The organism is Sphingobium sp. GW456-12-10-14-TSB1 (assembly GCF_059424385.1).
Genome location: NZ_JBWKZI010000001.1, coordinates 1528123 through 1545842 on the forward strand (window position 1 = coordinate 1528123; position 17720 = coordinate 1545842).

Genomic DNA, 17720 nt, shown 5'->3' on the forward strand with positions numbered 1-17720 from the left:
AATTCAAGTTTTACCCTGTCGGATTATTCGCTCAAAACGTTTGCAATGTGCTGAACCAACGGCGTGTCATAAGCTCCGTCATCACGCCGCAGTTCGTTACGCACGGCGTCGCCGAAGGCGGTAGGCGTCGCAACACTTATTGGTAGGGTCACTTGTTCAAACGCGGCTTCGACAAACCGCACAAACGGTCCCTGGGGTCCGCCATCAGCAGAATTATTGGCTGCAATGTGACCGCCCGCAAAATGGTAGATGGTCGCCACGCACCGAACGAATTCCGAGAAGCCAGGAAAAGATGGACGGCCAGTGCTTGATCGCCGGGGGGGGACATTATTAGCCGCTGCCGTGCTAGCATCTTTCAGTTTGCCGATGATTTCCAGAAGCCCGCTGCCATCAAGTGATGAATCTGCATTGGAGATTAAAGGCCAAGTCGAAGTAGGGTTCTCTTGCTCCAAGATATCGGAAAGATGATTTCCTAGAGCTTCCGCTGCTCCAGCTATTCGCTCTAGCTTCCTTCGTTGGGCTGCTTGCGTGAGATGTTTTGCAGAGGCGATCGGCGCGCGGACACCATACCAAAAAATTGCCGACCAAAGGCAGTCAGTCGCTTTCGATGATAACGCAACACCCCCAGCATCGGCTATTTTTGCGGATAGAATGCCCCAGTCAGCAGGCGCGGTTGGATCGATTCGGGGAGCATCGTCCGGCAGCCGGTAGATAGTAGTTGCGGGTCGCAACCGCTTCTTGAATCGAACTATGTTGGACATCAGGTAACCCTCCCCATTTGTACCACATTATCCTGCGGATCGAGGATCAGTGCCACCAGCCCCGCCAGCTTCTCCAGCGCCGCAGTCTTTTCTGCCTCATAGTCATACCGATCATAGACGCCCTCGACGCCGCCTATGACGTGTCCGAGAACACGCTCGGATATCTCGCCACTCACGCCCGCACGACGCATCAGCGTCTTGGCTGTGCGCCGCAGATCGTGCAACCGCCAGTCGGAAAAGCCTGTTATCTCGTCAAAGTCTTTTTTGAGCTTGTCGCCCAGCGCCATCGCTGTTTCGCCACGACCGGGAAACACGAATGGGTTGTCCTTCACCGGCGTTCGAGCCGCCAGGATATCGCGCGCCATCTTGGGCAGCTTGATCGTTCCGGGATTGCCCTTCTCGCGCGCCTCGGTCGGGATCGTCCAGACCCCATCTTCGCTGACATCCTCCCAGCGCATTGCCATCACCTTGGCCCGCCGCTGGCCCGTCAGAAGCAAAAGCTGGAGGAATGCACCGAAAGCACCAGCACCCGACGCTGCGCTCCACAGCGCCCGGATTTCCTCATCGGACAGGACACGATCGCGGGCACGCTCCTTGGCGTTCGTCCGCCGCATCCCCCGCACGACCGGCGAAACATAATCATCCTCGCGTGACTGATACCAGCTAAACAGCTTGGACAGGTAGGCAAGCGTCCGATCGGCCTGCACCGGGCCGTTCTCGTCCTCGATCTTGTCTACCAATTTTGTCACGTCGCTACGCCGGATACTGGCGAACGGCCTTTCCTTCCATTCGGGCGTGACATATTTCTTGAACGCCCGCTCGATTTCCGGCGCGCTGCGCAGGCCCGCCTTCTTCACATGACGCGTAATGAAGGTATCGAGGACCGTGGGGAACAGGTCCGGCATGGGCGGCGTGGGTGCCGTTTCCTCAAATGCGGACTGCCCCGCCTTGATCCGGGCCACCCCCTCCCGCGCCTTTTCCCGCGCGTCAGACAGGCTCATCAAATCGACGTCACCGACCTCCCGCCATACCTGCTTGCCCTCAGGGTCGCGGGCAACGATCGTCCAGGTCCGGGCACCCTTGGGCGTAATCCGAACATACAGCCCGCGCGTATCGGGATCGGAGATCGTAAGGCGCTTCTTTGGGTCTGGCTTGGTCGTCACGGCGACCTTGGCAAATCCCTTGAGCAATTGAACGGGTGCGGCCATGGGGGAGGCTCCGGGCTAACGTCAGGCTAACTTCCGGGCTTTCCTGTAGTTAGCCCGAGTTGGCGTCTTTTGCATGTTACGCACGGATTTACAGGGTTTTCAAGCGCAAACTTACTGATAGTTTGCCTCTCTTGCAGATGGCGGACCCGACTTTTAATCAGTAGGTCGCTGGTTCGAACCCAGCTGGACTCACCACATCATTGCTGGCCGGGCAGCAGTTCCAGAAACAGCCCATCGGCATCGGCGCACAGCCGCTCCCCATCCTTCAATTCCCCGCGCACGAACCGCTTTCTGCCTTCGATTGCATAAACGGTCGCGGTCACCGTCAATGGCCGGTTCATGGGTGTGATCGCGCGATAATTGATGTGCAGATAGGCAGTGCGCGCCACGCCGCCCGGACCAGCATTGGCCGACATGCCAAGCAGTTCGTCGAACATGAGCGACACCGCGCCGCCATGAGCGGCCGCATTGCCCCCCAGAAAATAGTCGCCAAAGGTCACCTGCGCCCGAACAGACGTCTCATCCAGCTCTTCGATGTCGATGGCGGGACACATGACCTGGCCGTGACCCGGCACATTGTCGACCCGCCCGAACATCCGATGTTCCTCGCTTGCCTTCAACGGTGCCAGTCGCCCGCGCCATTGCTGCAGGTCCGCTGCCAGCGCCTCGATCGTCGTTTCATCAAGCTTGGCGGCGGCGAGATCGTCCAGAAAATCGCGCAGCGTGTCGATCATCGCTGGATAGGCCGAACCCGGCATGGACCCCCTGATCTTTCCGCGCCGATAGCCTCGAAATATGGGGGGGTGTTCGTCCGGCATCAGGTCAACTTTCTCTTGCTCGTTCCAGTCCCGACCGTCGGGAGACTCACGCCCCTTAGCGGGGTAATGGATCGAGCAACAACAGGCTTCGGCTGGCAACAGTTACGCAGCGATCATCGCCCAGGTGAAATTCGCAGGGCTCTGCGCTGCCATTCACGCACAATGTCCATCCCGATCGCAGGAAATGCAGCGCAACGCAGCGTCGCTCCGGCTGCTCCCATTGGGCAACGTCCATGGCGCGGCCGCTCTGGTCGGTCCATGCCACATCCTCCTCACGCAGCATGGCAATATCCTTAAAATCAGGACATCGCGCCCGCAGCGCTGCCAGGGTGAATGCGTGGGCTTCAATCTCCCGGTCACGCCCGGCCCAGTCGATCCAGCCAATCGCATTATCCTGCGCATAGGCATTATTATTGCCCTGCTGGCTGCGGCCAAATTCATCGCCCGCGCTCAGCATGATCGCGCCGCGCGAACAGAAGAGGGTGGAGAGCAGCGCCATCACGTCACGCCGCCGCGCCGCTATGATGACGGGATCGTCGCTCACCCCCTCGACACCATTGTTCCAGCTCAGATTTTCGCCATGGCCATCGCGATTCTGCTCGCCATTGGCGTGGTTATGCCGCTGCTCATAGGCGGTAAGGTCCGCCAGCGTGAAACCATCATGGGCGGCCAGAAAGTTGACGGTCCGGGTCGCATCCCCGCCGAATATGTCGGACGATCCCGCCAGGCGCGTGGCAAATCCACCCAGCATCCCGGCGTCCCCCCGCCAGAAGCGCCGCATGTCGTCACGATAGCGGTCGTTCCACTCCAGCCACTCCTGCCCGAACCGGCCCAGTTGATAACCGCCCGGTCCAATATCCCATGGCTCCGCGATCATCACCCGGTCGGCCAGCACCGGGTCGGCCCGCATCTCCTCCAGCAACGGCGCATGGGGGTCGAACCCGTCCGTCATCCGCCCCAGCGCTGGCCCCAGATCGAAACGGAAGCCATCCACCCCCGCCTGCGTCACGAAATGGCGGAGTGAATCCAGGATCAGGCGGCGCACCATCGGCTGGTTGCACGCGATGCTGTTGCCGGTCCCGGTATCGTTGATCAGTTCCCCACTATCGGCATGGCGGAAATAGTCGCGGGCATTGAGGCCACGCAGCGACAGCGTCGGTCCCTGCATGTCGCTCTCGCCATTATGATTATAGACCATGTCCAGGATCACGCCGATCCCTGCGTCCTGCAAAGCCGCCACCGTGGCGCGCAGTTCCGCCATGCCGCCCGGCGCCAGGCGCGGGTCGATCGCGAACCAGCTGACCGGATTATAGCCCCAATAGTTGGTCAGGCCGATCGGCCCCAGATGCCGCTCGTCGATCCAGGCGTTGATCGGCATCAGCTCCACGGCGGACACATGCAACTGCTTCAAATGCGCGATGATCGCCGGATGGGCCAGCGCGGCGATGGTGCCGCGCAGCGCCTCCGGCACATCGGGATGCAGCATCGTAAAGCCGCGCACATGCAGTTCGTAGATCAGGCCGCCCGGCGTAAAATGCGGCGGCCTGGCGGGGAGCGGCATCGACGGCGCAACCACCACCCCCTTCGGGCAAAGCGGCGCCGTGTCCTCGCCCTCCCCCCGCTTGGCCGTCAGCGCCGGGTCATAGACGAAGGCCCGGTCGACTGCCGGAGCATAGGGATCGAGCAGTAGCTTGTCGGGATCGAACCACAGCCCCGCCGCCGGATCATAAGGGCCATCCGCGCGCACGCCGTACCGCGCGCCCGCCCCGACGCCGGACAACTCGACATGCCACACGCCATCGACGTCGCGCAGCATCGGCGCGCGCCGCTCCCGATCCGCGTCATCGAACAGGCACAGCCATAGCTGTTCGGCGTCCGGCGCCCAGATCGAAAAGCGGGTGGCGGCAGCGCCGATGACCGGCGCACATCCGCCCCCGCTCACGCCACCTCCGCCAGCAACGCCCGGTACAGCGCCGCATAGCGCGCCGCGCTATGATCCCACGACACTTCGCTGCGCATCCCCGCCCGCTGCATCGCCTGCCAGACAGGCCGTTGTCCATGCAATCGCACCGCCCTGCCGATCGCACCATGCAAGGCCAGCAGATCGGACGGGGCAAAGACGATGCCTGTCGCCGCCAGCGCCGCCAGCGCCGCCTCATTGGCGTCGATCACCGTATCGGCCAGCCCGCCGACCCGCGCCACCACCGGCACGCAGCCATAGCGCAACGCATAAAGCTGGGTCAGTCCGCACGGCTCGAATCGCGACGGGATCAATATGGCGTCTCCCCCCGCCTGCATCAGGTGCGACAGCGGCTCATCATAGCCGATCTGCACGCCGATCCGTCCGCGATGCCGGTCCGCCGCGCCCAGAAATGCACCCTCCAGCGGATGGTCGCCCGATCCCAGCACGGCGAGCTTCGCACCCAGCCCGACCAGATGATCGATCGCGTCCACCAGCAGGTCCATCCCCTTCTGCCAGGTCAACCGACTGACGATGATGAAGATCGGCGCGCCGTCATGATCCAGGCCAAATCGGCTTTCCAGCGCCCGCCGGTTGGTCGTCCGCCCACCAAGCGACCGTGCGGAATAAGGCTTTGAAATCAAAGCATCATTTGCCGGATTCCAGATGTCGGTATCGACCCCGTTCAATATGCCGTGCAGGCGGTCCACCCGCCCGTTGATCAGGCCGTCCAGCCCCATGCCATGGACCGGCGAACGAATTTCCTCCGCATATGTCGGACTGACTGTCGTAATCGCATCCGCCGATACCAGCCCCGCCTTCAAATAACCGATGCCGCCATAATATTCGACGCCATCCACCCCCCACGCCTCCTGCGGCAGGCCCAGCGCGGCAAAGATGTCCGCGCCGAACCGCCCCTGAAACGCCAGATTGTGGATCGTCACCACCTTGGGCACGCCATGGGCCGGACCAAAGCGCATATAGGCCGCGGTCATCGCAGCCTGCCAGTCATGGACATGGACGACATCGGGCCGCCAGCCCTTCAGTCCTTCCGCTGCAATATCCGCCCCCACCCGCGACAGGGCCGCAAAACGCCGCCAGTTGTCAGGCCACTCATTGCCCGCAGGATCGCCATAGGGACCGCCTTCGCGCGCGTAGAAATCGGGCGCATCCAGTACCAGCAGGTCCAGTCCGTCGACGCTCGCCGCCAGCACCGTCGCGGGAACGCCGAACAGCGCCTCATAGCGACGCACCACCTTCGCCTTGCCCAGACGCGCAATCACGCCGGGATAACCCGGCACCAACGTGCGCACCTGCACATCCTGCGCCGCCAGCGCCCCCGGCAGCGCACCTGCGACGTCGGCCAGGCCGCCCGTCTTGACCAGCGGATAGATTTCGGATGCAACCGACAGCAATTTCATCGCCATGCGACCGCTCAAGCCACCAGCCGCTCGATCATCGGCTGCGTGACCAGACATATGCCGCTGTCGGTCCGGCGAAAGCGCTGCGCATCCTCCTCCGGATGTTCGCCGATGATCAGGCCGGGCGGGATGATGATGCCGGAATCGAGCACGCATTTGTGCAACCGCGCCCCGCGCCCGATCTCGCAATTGGGCATGATCACGCTGTCGGTGACCGACGAAAAGCTATGTGTCTTGACCCCGGAAAACAGCAGGCTGCGATGCAGCGATGAACCCGACACAATGCAACCGCCGGCCACCAGCGACGATGTCGCGGACCCGCGCCGTCCATCCTCATTATGCACGAACTTGGCGGGCGGAGTGACTTCGGAATAGGTCCATAGCGGCCAGCTGCGGTCATACAGATCCAGCGAGGGCACCACGTCGGTCAGGTCGATGCTCGCCTGCCAATAGGCATCGATCGTCCCCACGTCGCGCCAATAGGGAACCAGCTCGCTTTCGGCACGCACGCAACTGCTCGAAAAGCGGTGCGCCACCGCTTTGCCATGCTTGACGATATGGGGGATGATGTCGCCGCCAAAGTCGCGCTTGCTGGCCGGATCGTCCGCATCGCGGCGCAACTGCTCGATCAGGAACCGGGTCTGGAAAACATAGATGCCCATCGACGCCAGGGCCATATCGGGCTGGCCGGGAATGGCTGGCGGGTCTTTTGGCTTTTCGACGAAGGCGGTGATCCAGTCCTTTTCATCGACATGCATCACGCCAAAGCCGGACGCCTCGCTACGCGGCACTTCCATGCAGCCGACCGTCACGTCCGCGCCGCTATCGACATGCTGCTGGAGCATCAGCTCATAGTCCATTTTATAGACATGATCGCCCGCCAGCAGCACCATATATTCGGGCGCATAACTTTCGATGATGTCGATATTCTGGAACACGGCGTCGGCGGTCCCTTCATACCATTGGCTTTCCGACACGCGCTGGCTGGCGGGCAGAATATCGAAGCTCTCGTTGCGTTCGGGACGAAAGAAGTTCCAGCCGCGCTGCAAATGGCGGATCAGCGAATGCGCCTTATACTGCGTCGCCACGCCGATGCGGCGAATACCGCTGTTAAGCGCATTGGACAGGGCAAAATCGATGATCCGCGCCTTGCCGCCAAAATGGACGGCAGGCTTGGCGCGCTTGTCGGTCAGTTCCGCCAGGCGACTGCCGCGCCCTCCCGCCAGCACATAGGCCATGGCGTCACGGGCGATCGGCTGGTTTCGTGGTTGCTGCATTTCGGGCCTCTCCTCGCATTGCCCCGTCCGTCGCCTGCACGCGCCCGTCGGCTTCCTTAAATATCCAGTTCCAGCATCAACGTCGCGAATGGGGGAATGGTTACATTGGCCCATCCCTCCTCATCCGCCGTCACCATGCCCATATTTCCTGCATTGCTGCCGCCATAACCGGCCGCGTCGCTGTTCAATATTTCGCGCCACGTTCCGCCCGATGGCAAACGCATCCGGTAACCATGCCGCAGCAATGGCGTAAAATGGCTGATGACGACGATCGGACGCGCGCCGGGCGCCCGCCGCACCCACGCAAAGACGGAGTCGGCGGCGGCATCTACCAGCACCCATTCAAACCCCTCCGGCTCGCAATCGCGCGCATGCAGCGCCGGTCGGGAGCGATAGAGATGGTTGAGATCGCTCACCCATTGCTGCACCCCCTGGTGGGGGGGATGATCGACCAGATGCCAGTCGAGCGCCCGGTCCTCGCTCCACTCCCCGCGCTGGGCGAACTCCTGCCCCATGAACAGCAGCTTCTTGCCGGGATACCCCCACATCAGGCCATAATAGGCCCGCAGCGTGGCGAATTTCTGCCAGTCATCGCCCGGCATCTTGTGCAGCAACGACGCCTTGCCATGCACCACCTCGTCATGGCTCAGCGCCAGCACGAAATTCTCGGTAAAGGCGTAGAGCAGGCCGAAGGTGATGTCGTCATGATGATGGCAGCGATGCACCGGATCGCGCTGCAAATAGCGCAGCGTATCGTGCATGAACCCCATATTCCATTTGAAACCGAAACCCAGGCCACCGCTATGCACCGGGCGCGACACGTCGGGCCAGCTAGTCGATTCCTCCGCGATCGTCATCACCCCGCCATGGGTGCCGTACAGGACGGTGTTGAGTTGCTGGAGGAAGGCCACTGCCTCCACATTCTCCCGCCCGCCATGATCGTTGGGCACCCACTCGCCGGGCGCCCGCGAATAATCGAGATAGAGCATCGAGGCGACGGCATCGACGCGCAGCCCGTCGACATGATAGCGCTCGGCCCAGAACAGCGCATTATTGACCAGATATTGCGATACCTCGCGCCGCCCGAAATTATAGATGGCGGTATTCCAGTCGGGGTGGAATCCCTTGCGCGGATCGGCATGTTCATACAGCGCCGTGCCGTCAAAATAGGCCAGCCCATGTTCGTCGGTCGGGAAATGCGCCGGCACCCAATCCAGAATAACGCCAATCCCGGCCTGGTGCGCCCCGTCGACAAAACGCGCAAAGCCCGCCGGATCGCCGAACCGCGCGGTCGGCGCATAGAGACCCAGCGTCTGGTATCCCCAACTGGGATCATAGGGATATTCGCTGATCGGCAGAAATTCGACATGGGTAAAGCCCATGCCGACGACATAGGGGATCAACCGCCGCGCCAGTTCATCCCAGCTCAGGAAATCGCCGGACTCGTCCCGCTGCCATGACCCGGCATGGACTTCGTAAATCGACACCGGCTCACGCCGCGCATCGGCCTTCTGCCAATGGTCCTTATGCCGTTCGTCGCCCCATTCATGGTCAAGCGGCGCGGCGACGATCGACGCGGTCGAGGGGCGCAGTTCGGACTGAAAGGCAAAGGGGTCGGCCTTGAGCGGCAGGATGACGCCATCCGCGCCCATAATCTCATATTTATACGCGCTGCCCGGCCCGACATCGGGCAGGAAAATCTCCCACACGCCAGCATCCGCCCGGCGGCGCATCGGCGCGCGGCGGCCATCCCAGCGATTGAAGTCGCCCACCACCGACACGCGCTTTGCATTGGGCGCCCACACGGCAAAATGCGTGCCGGTCACTCCGTCATGGGTCATTGCATGCGCGCCCAGCTTGTCGAACAGGCGTCCGTGCGATCCTTGCGCGAAATAATAATCATCCATCGGCCCCAGGACCGGGCCGAAGCCATAGGGATCGATCATGACATGGTCGCCGCCATCGCCATAATGGGCGACGTAACGCAACGGCTGGCGCTTGCGGATTTTCACCTTGCCGAAAAACAGCCCGTCCGGGTGGATCGCCGCCAGTTCGCCGACCGGCTTGCCATCCAACGTCTGGGCGCTGACGCCAACCGCTTCGGGCAGCAGCACACAGGCAGTAAAGCCGCTTTCAGCCGGATGCACGCCAAGCGTGGCAAAGGGGTCGTCCTCGCGACCTTGTATCAGCCGGTCAATCTGTTCCGGCGTCAACACCGCTTATCCTCGCATTCCGCTCATGGCTTTATCTTCCAGATGTCGGTCGCATATTCGCGGATGGTCCGGTCCGACGAGAACCAGCCCATCCGGGCAACATTATGTATCGCCTTCTTCGCCCACAAAGCGCCATCCGTCCAGAGCGCATCGACATTGCGCTGCGCGGCGGAATAGCTGTCGAAATCCGCCGCCAGCATGAACCAGTCATGGTCATAGATGCCCTGGATCAGCCCCTTGTAGCGATCGGGATCGTCGGGCGAGAATACGCCGCTGGCAATCGCGTTCAACGCTTGGGACAATTCGCGGCTCTGGTCGATTACCTCACGCGGATTATAGCCGTTGGCACGGCGCTCGTTCACCTCCTGCGCGGTCAGGCCGAAGATGATGATATTCTCATCACCCACATGATCGCGCATTTCGACATTGGCGCCATCCAGCGTGCCGATGGTCAGCGCGCCATTGACCGCGAACTTCATATTGCCGGTGCCCGACGCCTCCATGCCCGCGGTCGAAATCTGTTCGGACAGGTCAGCCGCCGGGATCATGACTTCGGCCAGCGACACATTATAATTGGGCACGAACTGCAATTTGAGCAGCCCCTGCACTGCCGGATCATGATTGACCGCGCGCGCCACGTCGCCCGCCAGTTTGATGATCAGCTTGGCATTGTGATAGCTCGATGCCGCCTTGCCGCCGAACAATTTGACGCGCGGCACCCAGTTCTTTTCCGGGTGCGACCGGATCTGATCATAGAGCGACACGGCCTCGACGATGTTGAGCAATTGCCGTTTATATTCGTGGATACGCTTGATCTGGATGTCGAACATAGCGCCCGGATCGATCCGGGCGTTCACCTTCTGGCGCAATATATTGGACAGCGCTTCCTTGTTGGCCCGCTTCACGCCCAGGAATTTCTCCTGAAAGGCGCTGTCGTCGGCAAAGGGATCAAGGTCGCGCAGCGCTTCGGGATCGTCCATGAAACGGTCGCCAATCGCCTCGCGGATCAGCGCGAACAGCCCCGGATTGCACTGCATCAGCCAGCGGCGGAAGGTGACGCCATTCGTCTTGTTGTTGATCCGCGTCGGATAGAGATTGTGCAGGTCAGCAAAGACCGTGACCTTCATCAGATCGGTATGCAGCGCCGACACGCCATTGACGCTGTGCGATCCGGCAAAGGCCAGATTGCCCATCCGCACCCGCCGGTCGCCGCCCTCGTCGATCAGGGAGATGGCGCCAATCCCATGGTTGTCAAACTGACCGGATTTGCGCGCTTCGGCCAGCAGGCGGCTGTTGACGGCATAGACGATCTGCATGTGCCGGGGCAGCAATCGCTCGAACAGCGGCACCGGCCAGCTTTCCAGCGCTTCGGGCAGCAGCGTATGGTTGGTATAGCTGAAGGTGCGCCGGGTGATGTCCCAAGCCTCGCCGAAATCCAGCCCGTGATCGTCGAGCAATATTCGCATCAGCTCCGCCACCGCAACCGCCGGATGGGTGTCGTTAAGCTGGATCGCGGCCTTGTCCGGCAGGGTCAGGATGCTGCCGAAATATTGCAGATGCCGCCGCACAATGTCCTGCAGGGACGCGGACGAGAAGAAATATTCCTGCCGCAGCCGCAATTCCTGCCCCGCGGCTGAACTGTCGGCGGGATAGAGAACACGGGTCAGCGCCTCGGCACGATTGCTTTCGGCCAGCGCCCCCAGATGGTCGCCCGCATTGAATTTTTCGAGCAGGATCGGATCGATCGGCTGCGCCTGCCACAGCCGCAGCGTATTGACCCGCTTGCCGCGCCAGCCGGCAATCGGCGTATCATAGGGCGTCGCGATCACCCGTTCGGACGGATGCCAGTGCATTTGATGCGGTCCGGCATCCTCGCTCTCGACCGGATCGACCCGCCCGCCAAAGCCGATCTCGTAACTGGCCTCGCGCCGCTCAAACTCCCACGGATTGCCGTGCGCCAGCCAGGTTTCGGGCAGTTCCACCTGCCAGCCGTCGGAAATTTCCTGCCGGAACATGCCGTTCACATAGCGGATGCCATAGCCATAGGCTGGCACGTCCGTCGTCGCCATGCTCTCCATGAAACAGGCGGCCAGACGGCCAAGCCCGCCATTACCCAGCGCCGCGTCCGGCTCCAGCGCCGCGATAATGTCTATATCGACGCCCAGCGAGGCAAGCGCGGCCTGCATGTCGTCCAGCATTTCCATATTGGACGCGGCATCGCGCATCAGGCGGCCGATCAGAAATTCCAGCGACAGATAATAGACCCGCCGCCCTTCTTCCTCATAGGTTTTCTGGGTCGACGTGATCCAGGCGTCGATCACCCGGTCGCGGATGGAAAGGATGACGGCGTGCAGCCAGTCGTGCGGCTTGGCGGCGGCGGCATTCTTGCCGATGCGATAGGTGAGCCGCTCGACAATCTCATGGGCCAGGACCTGGGGATCGACCCGGCGCGGTTCGGGGATAGGAAGTTTGGTCTGGCCCTTGAGGTTCATGCGGCTGGTCCCCCTATATTGTCGGGGCGATGATGGCACAGCGTCGCGGCCCAAGCCAAAGGGTTTTTGCGGCGCAGCAAAAAAATCAGTGCGCCTGACCGCCCCGATGATCGACGATCGAAGCCCGGACACCAGCGCGCAGGTCGGCCCGCACCGGATAGGCGCTGGACGGGAGCAACTGGGTCATGAAAATGCCGATCAGTCGCTCGATCGGATCGATCCAGAAAAAGGTCGAAAACACCCCGCCCCAATAATATTCCTGGCTTTTGAGATCCATTGCAAAGCCGAGGCCAAAGCCGACGCCATTATAGTCGGCCTCACTGAACATGCCGGTCGAATGGCGGGCCAGGTCGCTGCCACCCGGCAACTGATTGTCCCGCATCATCGCCACGGTTTCGGGCCGCAACAGCCGCGCGCCATCGAATTCTCCGCCGCGCAGCAACATGCGCGCAAAGCGATGATAATCCGAAACGCCCGACACCAGCCCGCCGCCGCCGGACAGGAAGCGGCCCTGCCGCCGCCAGCCGCTACGTGCGCCAAGGTCTGCGATGACGCGTTCGCCATCCTCGTTCAGCCGCCAGGCATCGGTCATCCGCTCGACCTGATCGTCGCGCAGGACGAAGCCGGTGTCGATCATGCCCAGCGGATCGCATATGCGGGCGCGGAAAAACGCGCCCAGGTCCATGCCGCTCAGCCGTTCAACCACCACGCCCAGCACATCGGTCGACACGGAGTAGATCCACCGCTCGCCGGGCGAATATTCCAGCGGCAGCCGGGCAAGATCGGCAATGAATTCGTCCGACGTGCGTTTCTGCTGAAATTCGTCCAGCCCAAGTTGCCGGTATCGCGCGTCGATCGGCGTCTGGCGTTGCAGCCCATATGTCAGCCCCGACATGTGCCGCAGCAGGTCGACCATCCGCATCACCTGCTTGGGCCGCGCGCGATTACCCCGTCCGACGCGCAGGTTGGCGAATTCGGTGATGACGTCTGCCACCGGCGTATCCAGCGCGACCTTGCCAGCCTCCACCAGCATCATGAAGGCGACCGACGTGATCGGCTTGGTCATCGACGCAATGCGGAACAAGGCATCGTCCCGCAGCGGCTCGCCTGTCGCCCGCGCCGCGCCGCGCGCCGCCGTCAACACGGGTTGTTCATCGCGCGAAACCAGCAATTGCATGTGCGCCAGCTTGCCCGACGCCAGATAGGTCGCGTCGAGATGGTCGATCAGCGCACCGAGCCGGTCGGGGTCCATCCCCGCCGCCTGCGTCGCCGCCTTGTCCACGCCATCTGTCATGCTCAACGCTGCTCCCTACAAGGATTAAGAGATTTGAACCCATCCTCCCCTGCAAGGGGAGGTGGATGGCCGCAGGCCAGACGGTGGGGGGCAAGCTATCGATGGCTTCACGCCCCTCCGTCATCGCTCCGCGCTGACACATCCCCTTCCAGGAGAGGATGTTGAAGTCTGGATCAGGTCCGACCCTAAAACAGCAATGCACGCCCGTAAACCGCTTGCCGATTGCCAAGACCCCGCTTGGCCATCTATGGCAACATGCCAAGACTTGCCTCGCATTGGATATAGACAGGCATGGCCACCGGCCTCTCCGCACTATTCATGGCAAACCGCGCCGCCTTGCTGCGCTTCCTGCGGGCGCGCGGTGCCGGGGAGAATGCGGAGGACTTGATTCAGGACATGTGGATGAAGCTGGAGGCCAAGGATATCGGCCCGGTCGCCGATCCGCTCCCCTATCTTTATCGCATGGCCAATAATCTGATGCTGGACCGATACCGATCCGCCACGCGGCGCGAACGGCGCGAACAGGATTGGGCGGAAGGGGCAGGCGGCGTGATGGCCGATCCGGTCGACGACATGCCGGTCGACGAACGACTGATCCTCAACCAGACGCTGGACGAAGCGCGCGAGACGCTGCGCGCGCTCGGCCCGCGGGTCGAGTTGGTGTTCCGTCGCTTCCGTATCGAGGGGGTGGGGCAACGCGCGATCGCCGAGGAACTGGGGGTCAGCCTGACCACGGTGGAGAAGGATCTGCAAAAGGCCTATCGTGCCATGATCGCGCTCAAGCAGAAAATGGATACGGCATGAGCGGGTCGGCGGCGTCAGTCTCTGCAAGGGGCAAGAAATGAACAGGGCTGGAGCCATGATGCAAGAGGAAGCGCTGGGATGGGTCATCCGCACGCGCGATCCCGACTTTGTCGATTGGGAGGCGTTCACGCTGTGGCTGGAGGGCGACCCTGCGCGCGCCGCCGCCTATGACGCATTGATGGCGGCCGACGCCGACCTGGACGCCATCATCCCGTCCAGTCCCGCAGCCCTGCCCGCTGCCTTGCCCATTGCCGCCAATGATCCGGGCGAACCCCGGCACCGGACATGGCGCTGGGTTGGCGGCGGCGCGATTGCAGCAGCGCTGGTCGCGACCATTTCGCTGAGCATGATGAATCGCGCCGACATCTACACCATCACCACCCGGCCCGGCGAAACGCAGACCATCGCGCTGGACGATGGCACGCGGATCGACGTCAATGGCGGCACGACGCTGCGGCTCGACCGCAATGATACCCGCTTTGCCGCGCTCGACAGCGGCGAAGCGGCCTTCACCGTACGCCATGATGCGGCCGATCCCTTCCGCGTAACCGTGGGCGATGCCGTGTTCGAGGATGCGGGCACCGTGTTCAACATCGTCTATACCGGCGATGCGACCCGGATCGGCGTATCCGAAGGCAAGGTGATCTACAATCCGCAGGCCGAAGCGATCAGCCTGCCCGCCGGACGCGCACTGGCCGATGATGGCGATGGATTGCGGGTGATGGACGTCGCCCCCGCCGCCGTCGCCAGCTGGCGGCAGGGACGCCTGGTCTACGCCAATGCCGCCGTGGCCGACATCAGCCAGGACATCGCCCGCTCGCTCGGCATCGTGCTGACCACCACGCCCGGCGCGCGGGCAATGCGCTTCACTGGCACGATCCGGCTGGACAAAGACCCGGCGCGCTTCTTCGCCGGGGCCGCGCCGCTCATGGGGCTGAGCGCGATACGCACTGGCGACGGCTGGGTGCTGAAGGAAGGGAATGGGCCGCAAAGCTGAGCTCCTGATCGTCACCGCCCTAGCGATCGCAACGCCCGCGCACGCAGCGGACAGACAGACTATCAGCATCGCCCCTTCACGGCTGGGCGAGGCCGTGGTGGCGCTTGGCCGTCAAACCGGCGTCAGCGTCGGCATGTCGGACCAGTCGCTCGCCGGCATAGCCACCCCCGCCGTCAAGGGCCGCCTGTCGGTCGACGCGGCGCTCAAGCGCCTGCTGCGGGGCAGCGGTGCCAGGGCCATGATGATCGACGCCTCGACCTGGCGCATCGTACGCGCGCGCCCGGTGGCAACCGCCCAAACCCCCGCCCGCGCACCGGCAGCCCCCCTGCCCGATCAACCCGTTGCGGAAATCATCGTCACCGCGTCCAAACGCTACACGCCCCTGCCCCGCTATGCCGGCATGGTCGAAGCGATCGACGCCAATCTCTTTTCCAGCGGCGAAGCGTCGGGCGGCACGGCTACGCTGCTGGCGCGGGTCGCCAGCCTCAGTTCCACCCATGCGGGCAATGGCCGCAACAAACTGTTCATCCGCGCCATCGCCGATTCCGGCGTCGCGGGACCAACCCAGGCGACCACTGGCCAATATCTGGGCGACATGCGCCTCAATTATGCCGCGCCTGACCCGGACCTCAAACTCTATGATGTCGGCCGGGTCGAGATATTGGAAGGACCGCAGGGGACGTTGTACGGCGCGGGGTCGCTTGGCGGCATCATCCGCATCATGCCCAACGCCCCCAATCTGGGCGAATTTGGCGGGCAGGTATCGGCGGGCCTTTCCGCCACCCAGCATGGCGCGCCGGGGGGCGATCTGTCGGCGACGATCAACCTGCCGATCATGCCGGAAAAAATTGCGCTGCGGGTCGTTGGCTATGGCGTGCAGGAGGGTGGCTATATTGACGATGTCAGCCGCGACCTGAACGATGTCAATCGCACCCGTACCTATGGTGGCCGGGCGGCTTTGCGCTTTGCCCCGGACGAAAACTGGACCGTCGACCTGAACGGCGTGTACCAGCATATTCATGGTCGCGACGCGCAATATGCGACCCAGTCGCTCGACCGGCTCCAGCGCGCCTCCAGCGTCGCACAGCCTTATTTTTCCGACTATCTGCTTGGCAATATCAGGGTCGAGCGCCAATGGGACAGCCTGCGCTTCGTCTCCTCCACCGGCTTCGTCCATCATGAACTCACCGAAAGCTACGACGCCACGCAACAGGATGGACCCAGCGCGCTGTTCCGCCAGCGCAATGACATCGACATCTTTTCGACCGAAAATCGGCTCGTGCGCGATCTCGACAACGGTCTGGGCTGGATATTGGGCGCATCCTATCTGCAAAGCCAGTCGAAGCTCCGGCGATCGCTGACCTCCTATGGCACCGCCATGTTCCAGCCGCAGGTGATCCCCGGCGTGCCCATGATCGGCCGCGGCTTGCCCGCCACCGCCACCGGGGTCCGCAACAAGGTCAAGGAAGCGACCCTGTTCGGCGAAGCCTCTTTCGAGCCGGTCAGGGGCCTGATCGCGACCGTTGGCGGACGGCTGACCAACAGCCGCCTGTCGGGCGAGGCGCTCGATCCCATTGCCGCCCTGTCCTTTGCCGATATCGCCCGCGCCGAAGCGCAGGCGGACCGCAGCGAAACCATCTTCCTGCCCTCCTTCGCGCTGCTGACGGACGCGATCCCCGACGTCACCCTCTACGCCCGCTATCAACAGGGCTTCCGGCCCGGCGGTCTGGCGGTGGATGACCAGCGCGTCCGCCGGTTCCAGAATGACCGCATATCGACGGCCGAGATCGGTTTTCGCAAAGGCGTGGCGGGGCGCGACGCCATCGCGATCAGCGCCAACCTCGCCTATACCGACTGGCGCAACATCCAGGCCGACGTGACCGACCGGATCGGCCTGCCGACCACCGCGAATATCGGCGATGGGCGCATATACACCGCCGAAGGACGCATTGTCGTGCGCGCGATCCAGCGCCTGACGCTGGATGCCAGCATCATCTATAATGACAGCCGCCTGACCCGGCCGGCGCAATTCCTGCGGGCGCTGTCCTTCGAAGGGCGCTCGCTGGACTTGCCCAACGTCGCCAATCTGGGCGGACGGCTGGGGTTCGACTATCGCACCGTGATGGGCAATGGGATGCGTCTGCATCTGTCTGGATCGGCCCGTTATGTCGGCAAGTCGCAACTGGGCGTCGGCCCGATATTGGGGCGGACGCAGGGCGATTATGTCGACACCAGCCTGTCGACCAGCGTGACGCGCGGCCCGGTGCAAATATCCCTTTCGCTGGCCAACCTGCTCGACAGCGACGGCAACCGTTTCTCGCTCGGTACGCCGTTCGACCTCCATACCGACTATTACACCCCGCTACGCCCCCGCACCGTCCGCATCGGCATGGATTTCGCTTTCTGAACATCGGTTCAGACGGAAATGCCGATCCGGCACCGTCCTTCCTGCACGCGCGCATAAAAATCAGGCGC

Annotated in this window: 12 protein-coding genes; 3 read left to right on the forward strand and 9 right to left on the reverse strand. The window is 62.8% G+C overall.

All coding sequences use genetic code 11. The features are described from left to right. Nucleotides 1–23 precede the first annotated feature (23 nt). From AC07X9_RS07470 to AC07X9_RS07510, 9 genes are all read right to left on the reverse strand, one after another. Nucleotides 24–761 carry a hypothetical protein gene (locus AC07X9_RS07470; protein WP_140159580.1) on the reverse strand — a complete coding sequence of 246 codons (738 nt, stop codon included), beginning with the start codon at nucleotides 759–761 and terminating at the stop codon, nucleotides 24–26. Next, nucleotides 761–1969, reverse strand: coding sequence for a tyrosine-type recombinase/integrase (locus AC07X9_RS07475; protein ID WP_086485730.1), 1209 nt, complete (start codon nucleotides 1967–1969; stop codon nucleotides 761–763). Before AC07X9_RS07475 ends, AC07X9_RS07470 begins: the two co-directional genes overlap by 1 nt. Nucleotides 1970–2166: 197 nt before the next feature. Beyond that, nucleotides 2167–2727, reverse strand: a complete 561-nt coding sequence (locus AC07X9_RS07480) for a PaaI family thioesterase (RefSeq protein ID WP_017184637.1) — start codon at nucleotides 2725–2727, stop codon at nucleotides 2167–2169. Between the two features lie 115 nt (nucleotides 2728–2842). Then, on the reverse strand, nucleotides 2843–4729 hold the full coding sequence (glgX, locus tag AC07X9_RS07485; protein WP_017184638.1) for a glycogen debranching protein GlgX: 1887 nt from the start codon (nucleotides 4727–4729) through the stop codon (nucleotides 2843–2845). After that, nucleotides 4726–6174, reverse strand: coding sequence for a glycogen synthase GlgA (glgA, locus tag AC07X9_RS07490; RefSeq protein ID WP_017184639.1), 1449 nt, complete (start codon nucleotides 6172–6174; stop codon nucleotides 4726–4728). Before glgA ends, glgX begins: the two co-directional genes overlap by 4 nt. An 8-nt stretch (nucleotides 6175–6182) precedes the next feature. Further along, entirely contained in the window at nucleotides 6183–7445 is a 1263-nt protein-coding gene (gene glgC, locus AC07X9_RS07495) for a glucose-1-phosphate adenylyltransferase (RefSeq protein ID WP_026002676.1), read from the reverse strand. A 56-nt stretch (nucleotides 7446–7501) separates the two neighbouring features. After that, nucleotides 7502–9661, reverse strand: a complete 2160-nt coding sequence (gene glgB, locus AC07X9_RS07500) for a 1,4-alpha-glucan branching protein GlgB (RefSeq protein WP_017184641.1) — start codon at nucleotides 9659–9661, stop codon at nucleotides 7502–7504. 20 nt (nucleotides 9662–9681) lie between these two features. Beyond that, complete coding sequence (locus AC07X9_RS07505) at nucleotides 9682–12150, reverse strand: glycogen/starch/alpha-glucan phosphorylase (RefSeq protein ID WP_017184642.1); 2469 nt, start codon at nucleotides 12148–12150, stop codon at nucleotides 9682–9684. Between the two features lie 85 nt (nucleotides 12151–12235). Further along, the gene (locus AC07X9_RS07510; RefSeq protein ID WP_017184643.1) at nucleotides 12236–13444 is read right to left on the reverse strand and encodes a serine hydrolase domain-containing protein; all 1209 of its coding nucleotides are present in this window, start codon (nucleotides 13442–13444) and stop codon (nucleotides 12236–12238) included. Nucleotides 13445–13735: 291 nt separating this feature from the next. Here AC07X9_RS07510 and AC07X9_RS07515 point away from each other — a divergent pair, with 291 nt between their 5' ends. Genes AC07X9_RS07515 through AC07X9_RS07525 form a run of 3 tightly spaced genes read left to right on the forward strand, consistent with a single transcriptional unit; the run spans nucleotide 13736 to nucleotide 17652 of the window. Further along, on the forward strand, nucleotides 13736–14248 hold the full coding sequence (locus AC07X9_RS07515) for an RNA polymerase sigma factor (RefSeq protein WP_017184644.1): 513 nt from the start codon (nucleotides 13736–13738) through the stop codon (nucleotides 14246–14248). 55 nt (nucleotides 14249–14303) lie between these two features. Further along, a complete protein-coding gene (locus AC07X9_RS07520; protein WP_017184645.1) occupies nucleotides 14304–15245 on the forward strand; it encodes a FecR family protein in 942 nt (313 codons plus the stop codon). Beyond that, nucleotides 15229–17652 (forward strand): TonB-dependent receptor, encoded by a 2424-nt coding sequence (locus tag AC07X9_RS07525; protein WP_017184646.1) that lies wholly within the window; start codon nucleotides 15229–15231, stop codon nucleotides 17650–17652. The genes AC07X9_RS07520 and AC07X9_RS07525 overlap by 17 nt, the downstream gene beginning before the upstream one ends. Nucleotides 17653–17720: the final 68 nt, after the last annotated feature.

Excerpts from the sequence above, each read along its gene's own strand:
- AC07X9_RS07470 (WP_140159580.1), bottom strand. The coding sequence starts at position 761 with ATGTCCAACATAGTTCGATTCAAGAAGCGGTTGCGACCCGCAACTACT.
- AC07X9_RS07475 (WP_086485730.1), bottom strand. The coding sequence starts at position 1,969 with ATGGCCGCACCCGTTCAATTGCTCAAGGGATTTGCCAAGGTCGCCGTG.
- AC07X9_RS07480 (WP_017184637.1), bottom strand. The coding sequence starts at position 2,727 with ATGCCGGGTTCGGCCTATCCAGCGATGATCGACACGCTGCGCGATTTT.
- glgA (WP_017184639.1), bottom strand. The coding sequence starts at position 6,174 with ATGGCGATGAAATTGCTGTCGGTTGCATCCGAAATCTATCCGCTGGTC.
- glgC (WP_026002676.1), bottom strand. The coding sequence starts at position 7,445 with ATGCAGCAACCACGAAACCAGCCGATCGCCCGTGACGCCATGGCCTAT.
- AC07X9_RS07505 (WP_017184642.1), bottom strand. The coding sequence starts at position 12,150 with ATGAACCTCAAGGGCCAGACCAAACTTCCTATCCCCGAACCGCGCCGG.
- AC07X9_RS07510 (WP_017184643.1), bottom strand. The coding sequence starts at position 13,444 with ATGACAGATGGCGTGGACAAGGCGGCGACGCAGGCGGCGGGGATGGAC.
- AC07X9_RS07515 (WP_017184644.1), top strand. The coding sequence starts at position 13,736 with ATGGCCACCGGCCTCTCCGCACTATTCATGGCAAACCGCGCCGCCTTG.
- AC07X9_RS07520 (WP_017184645.1), top strand. The coding sequence starts at position 14,304 with ATGATGCAAGAGGAAGCGCTGGGATGGGTCATCCGCACGCGCGATCCC.
- AC07X9_RS07525 (WP_017184646.1), top strand. The coding sequence starts at position 15,229 with ATGGGCCGCAAAGCTGAGCTCCTGATCGTCACCGCCCTAGCGATCGCA.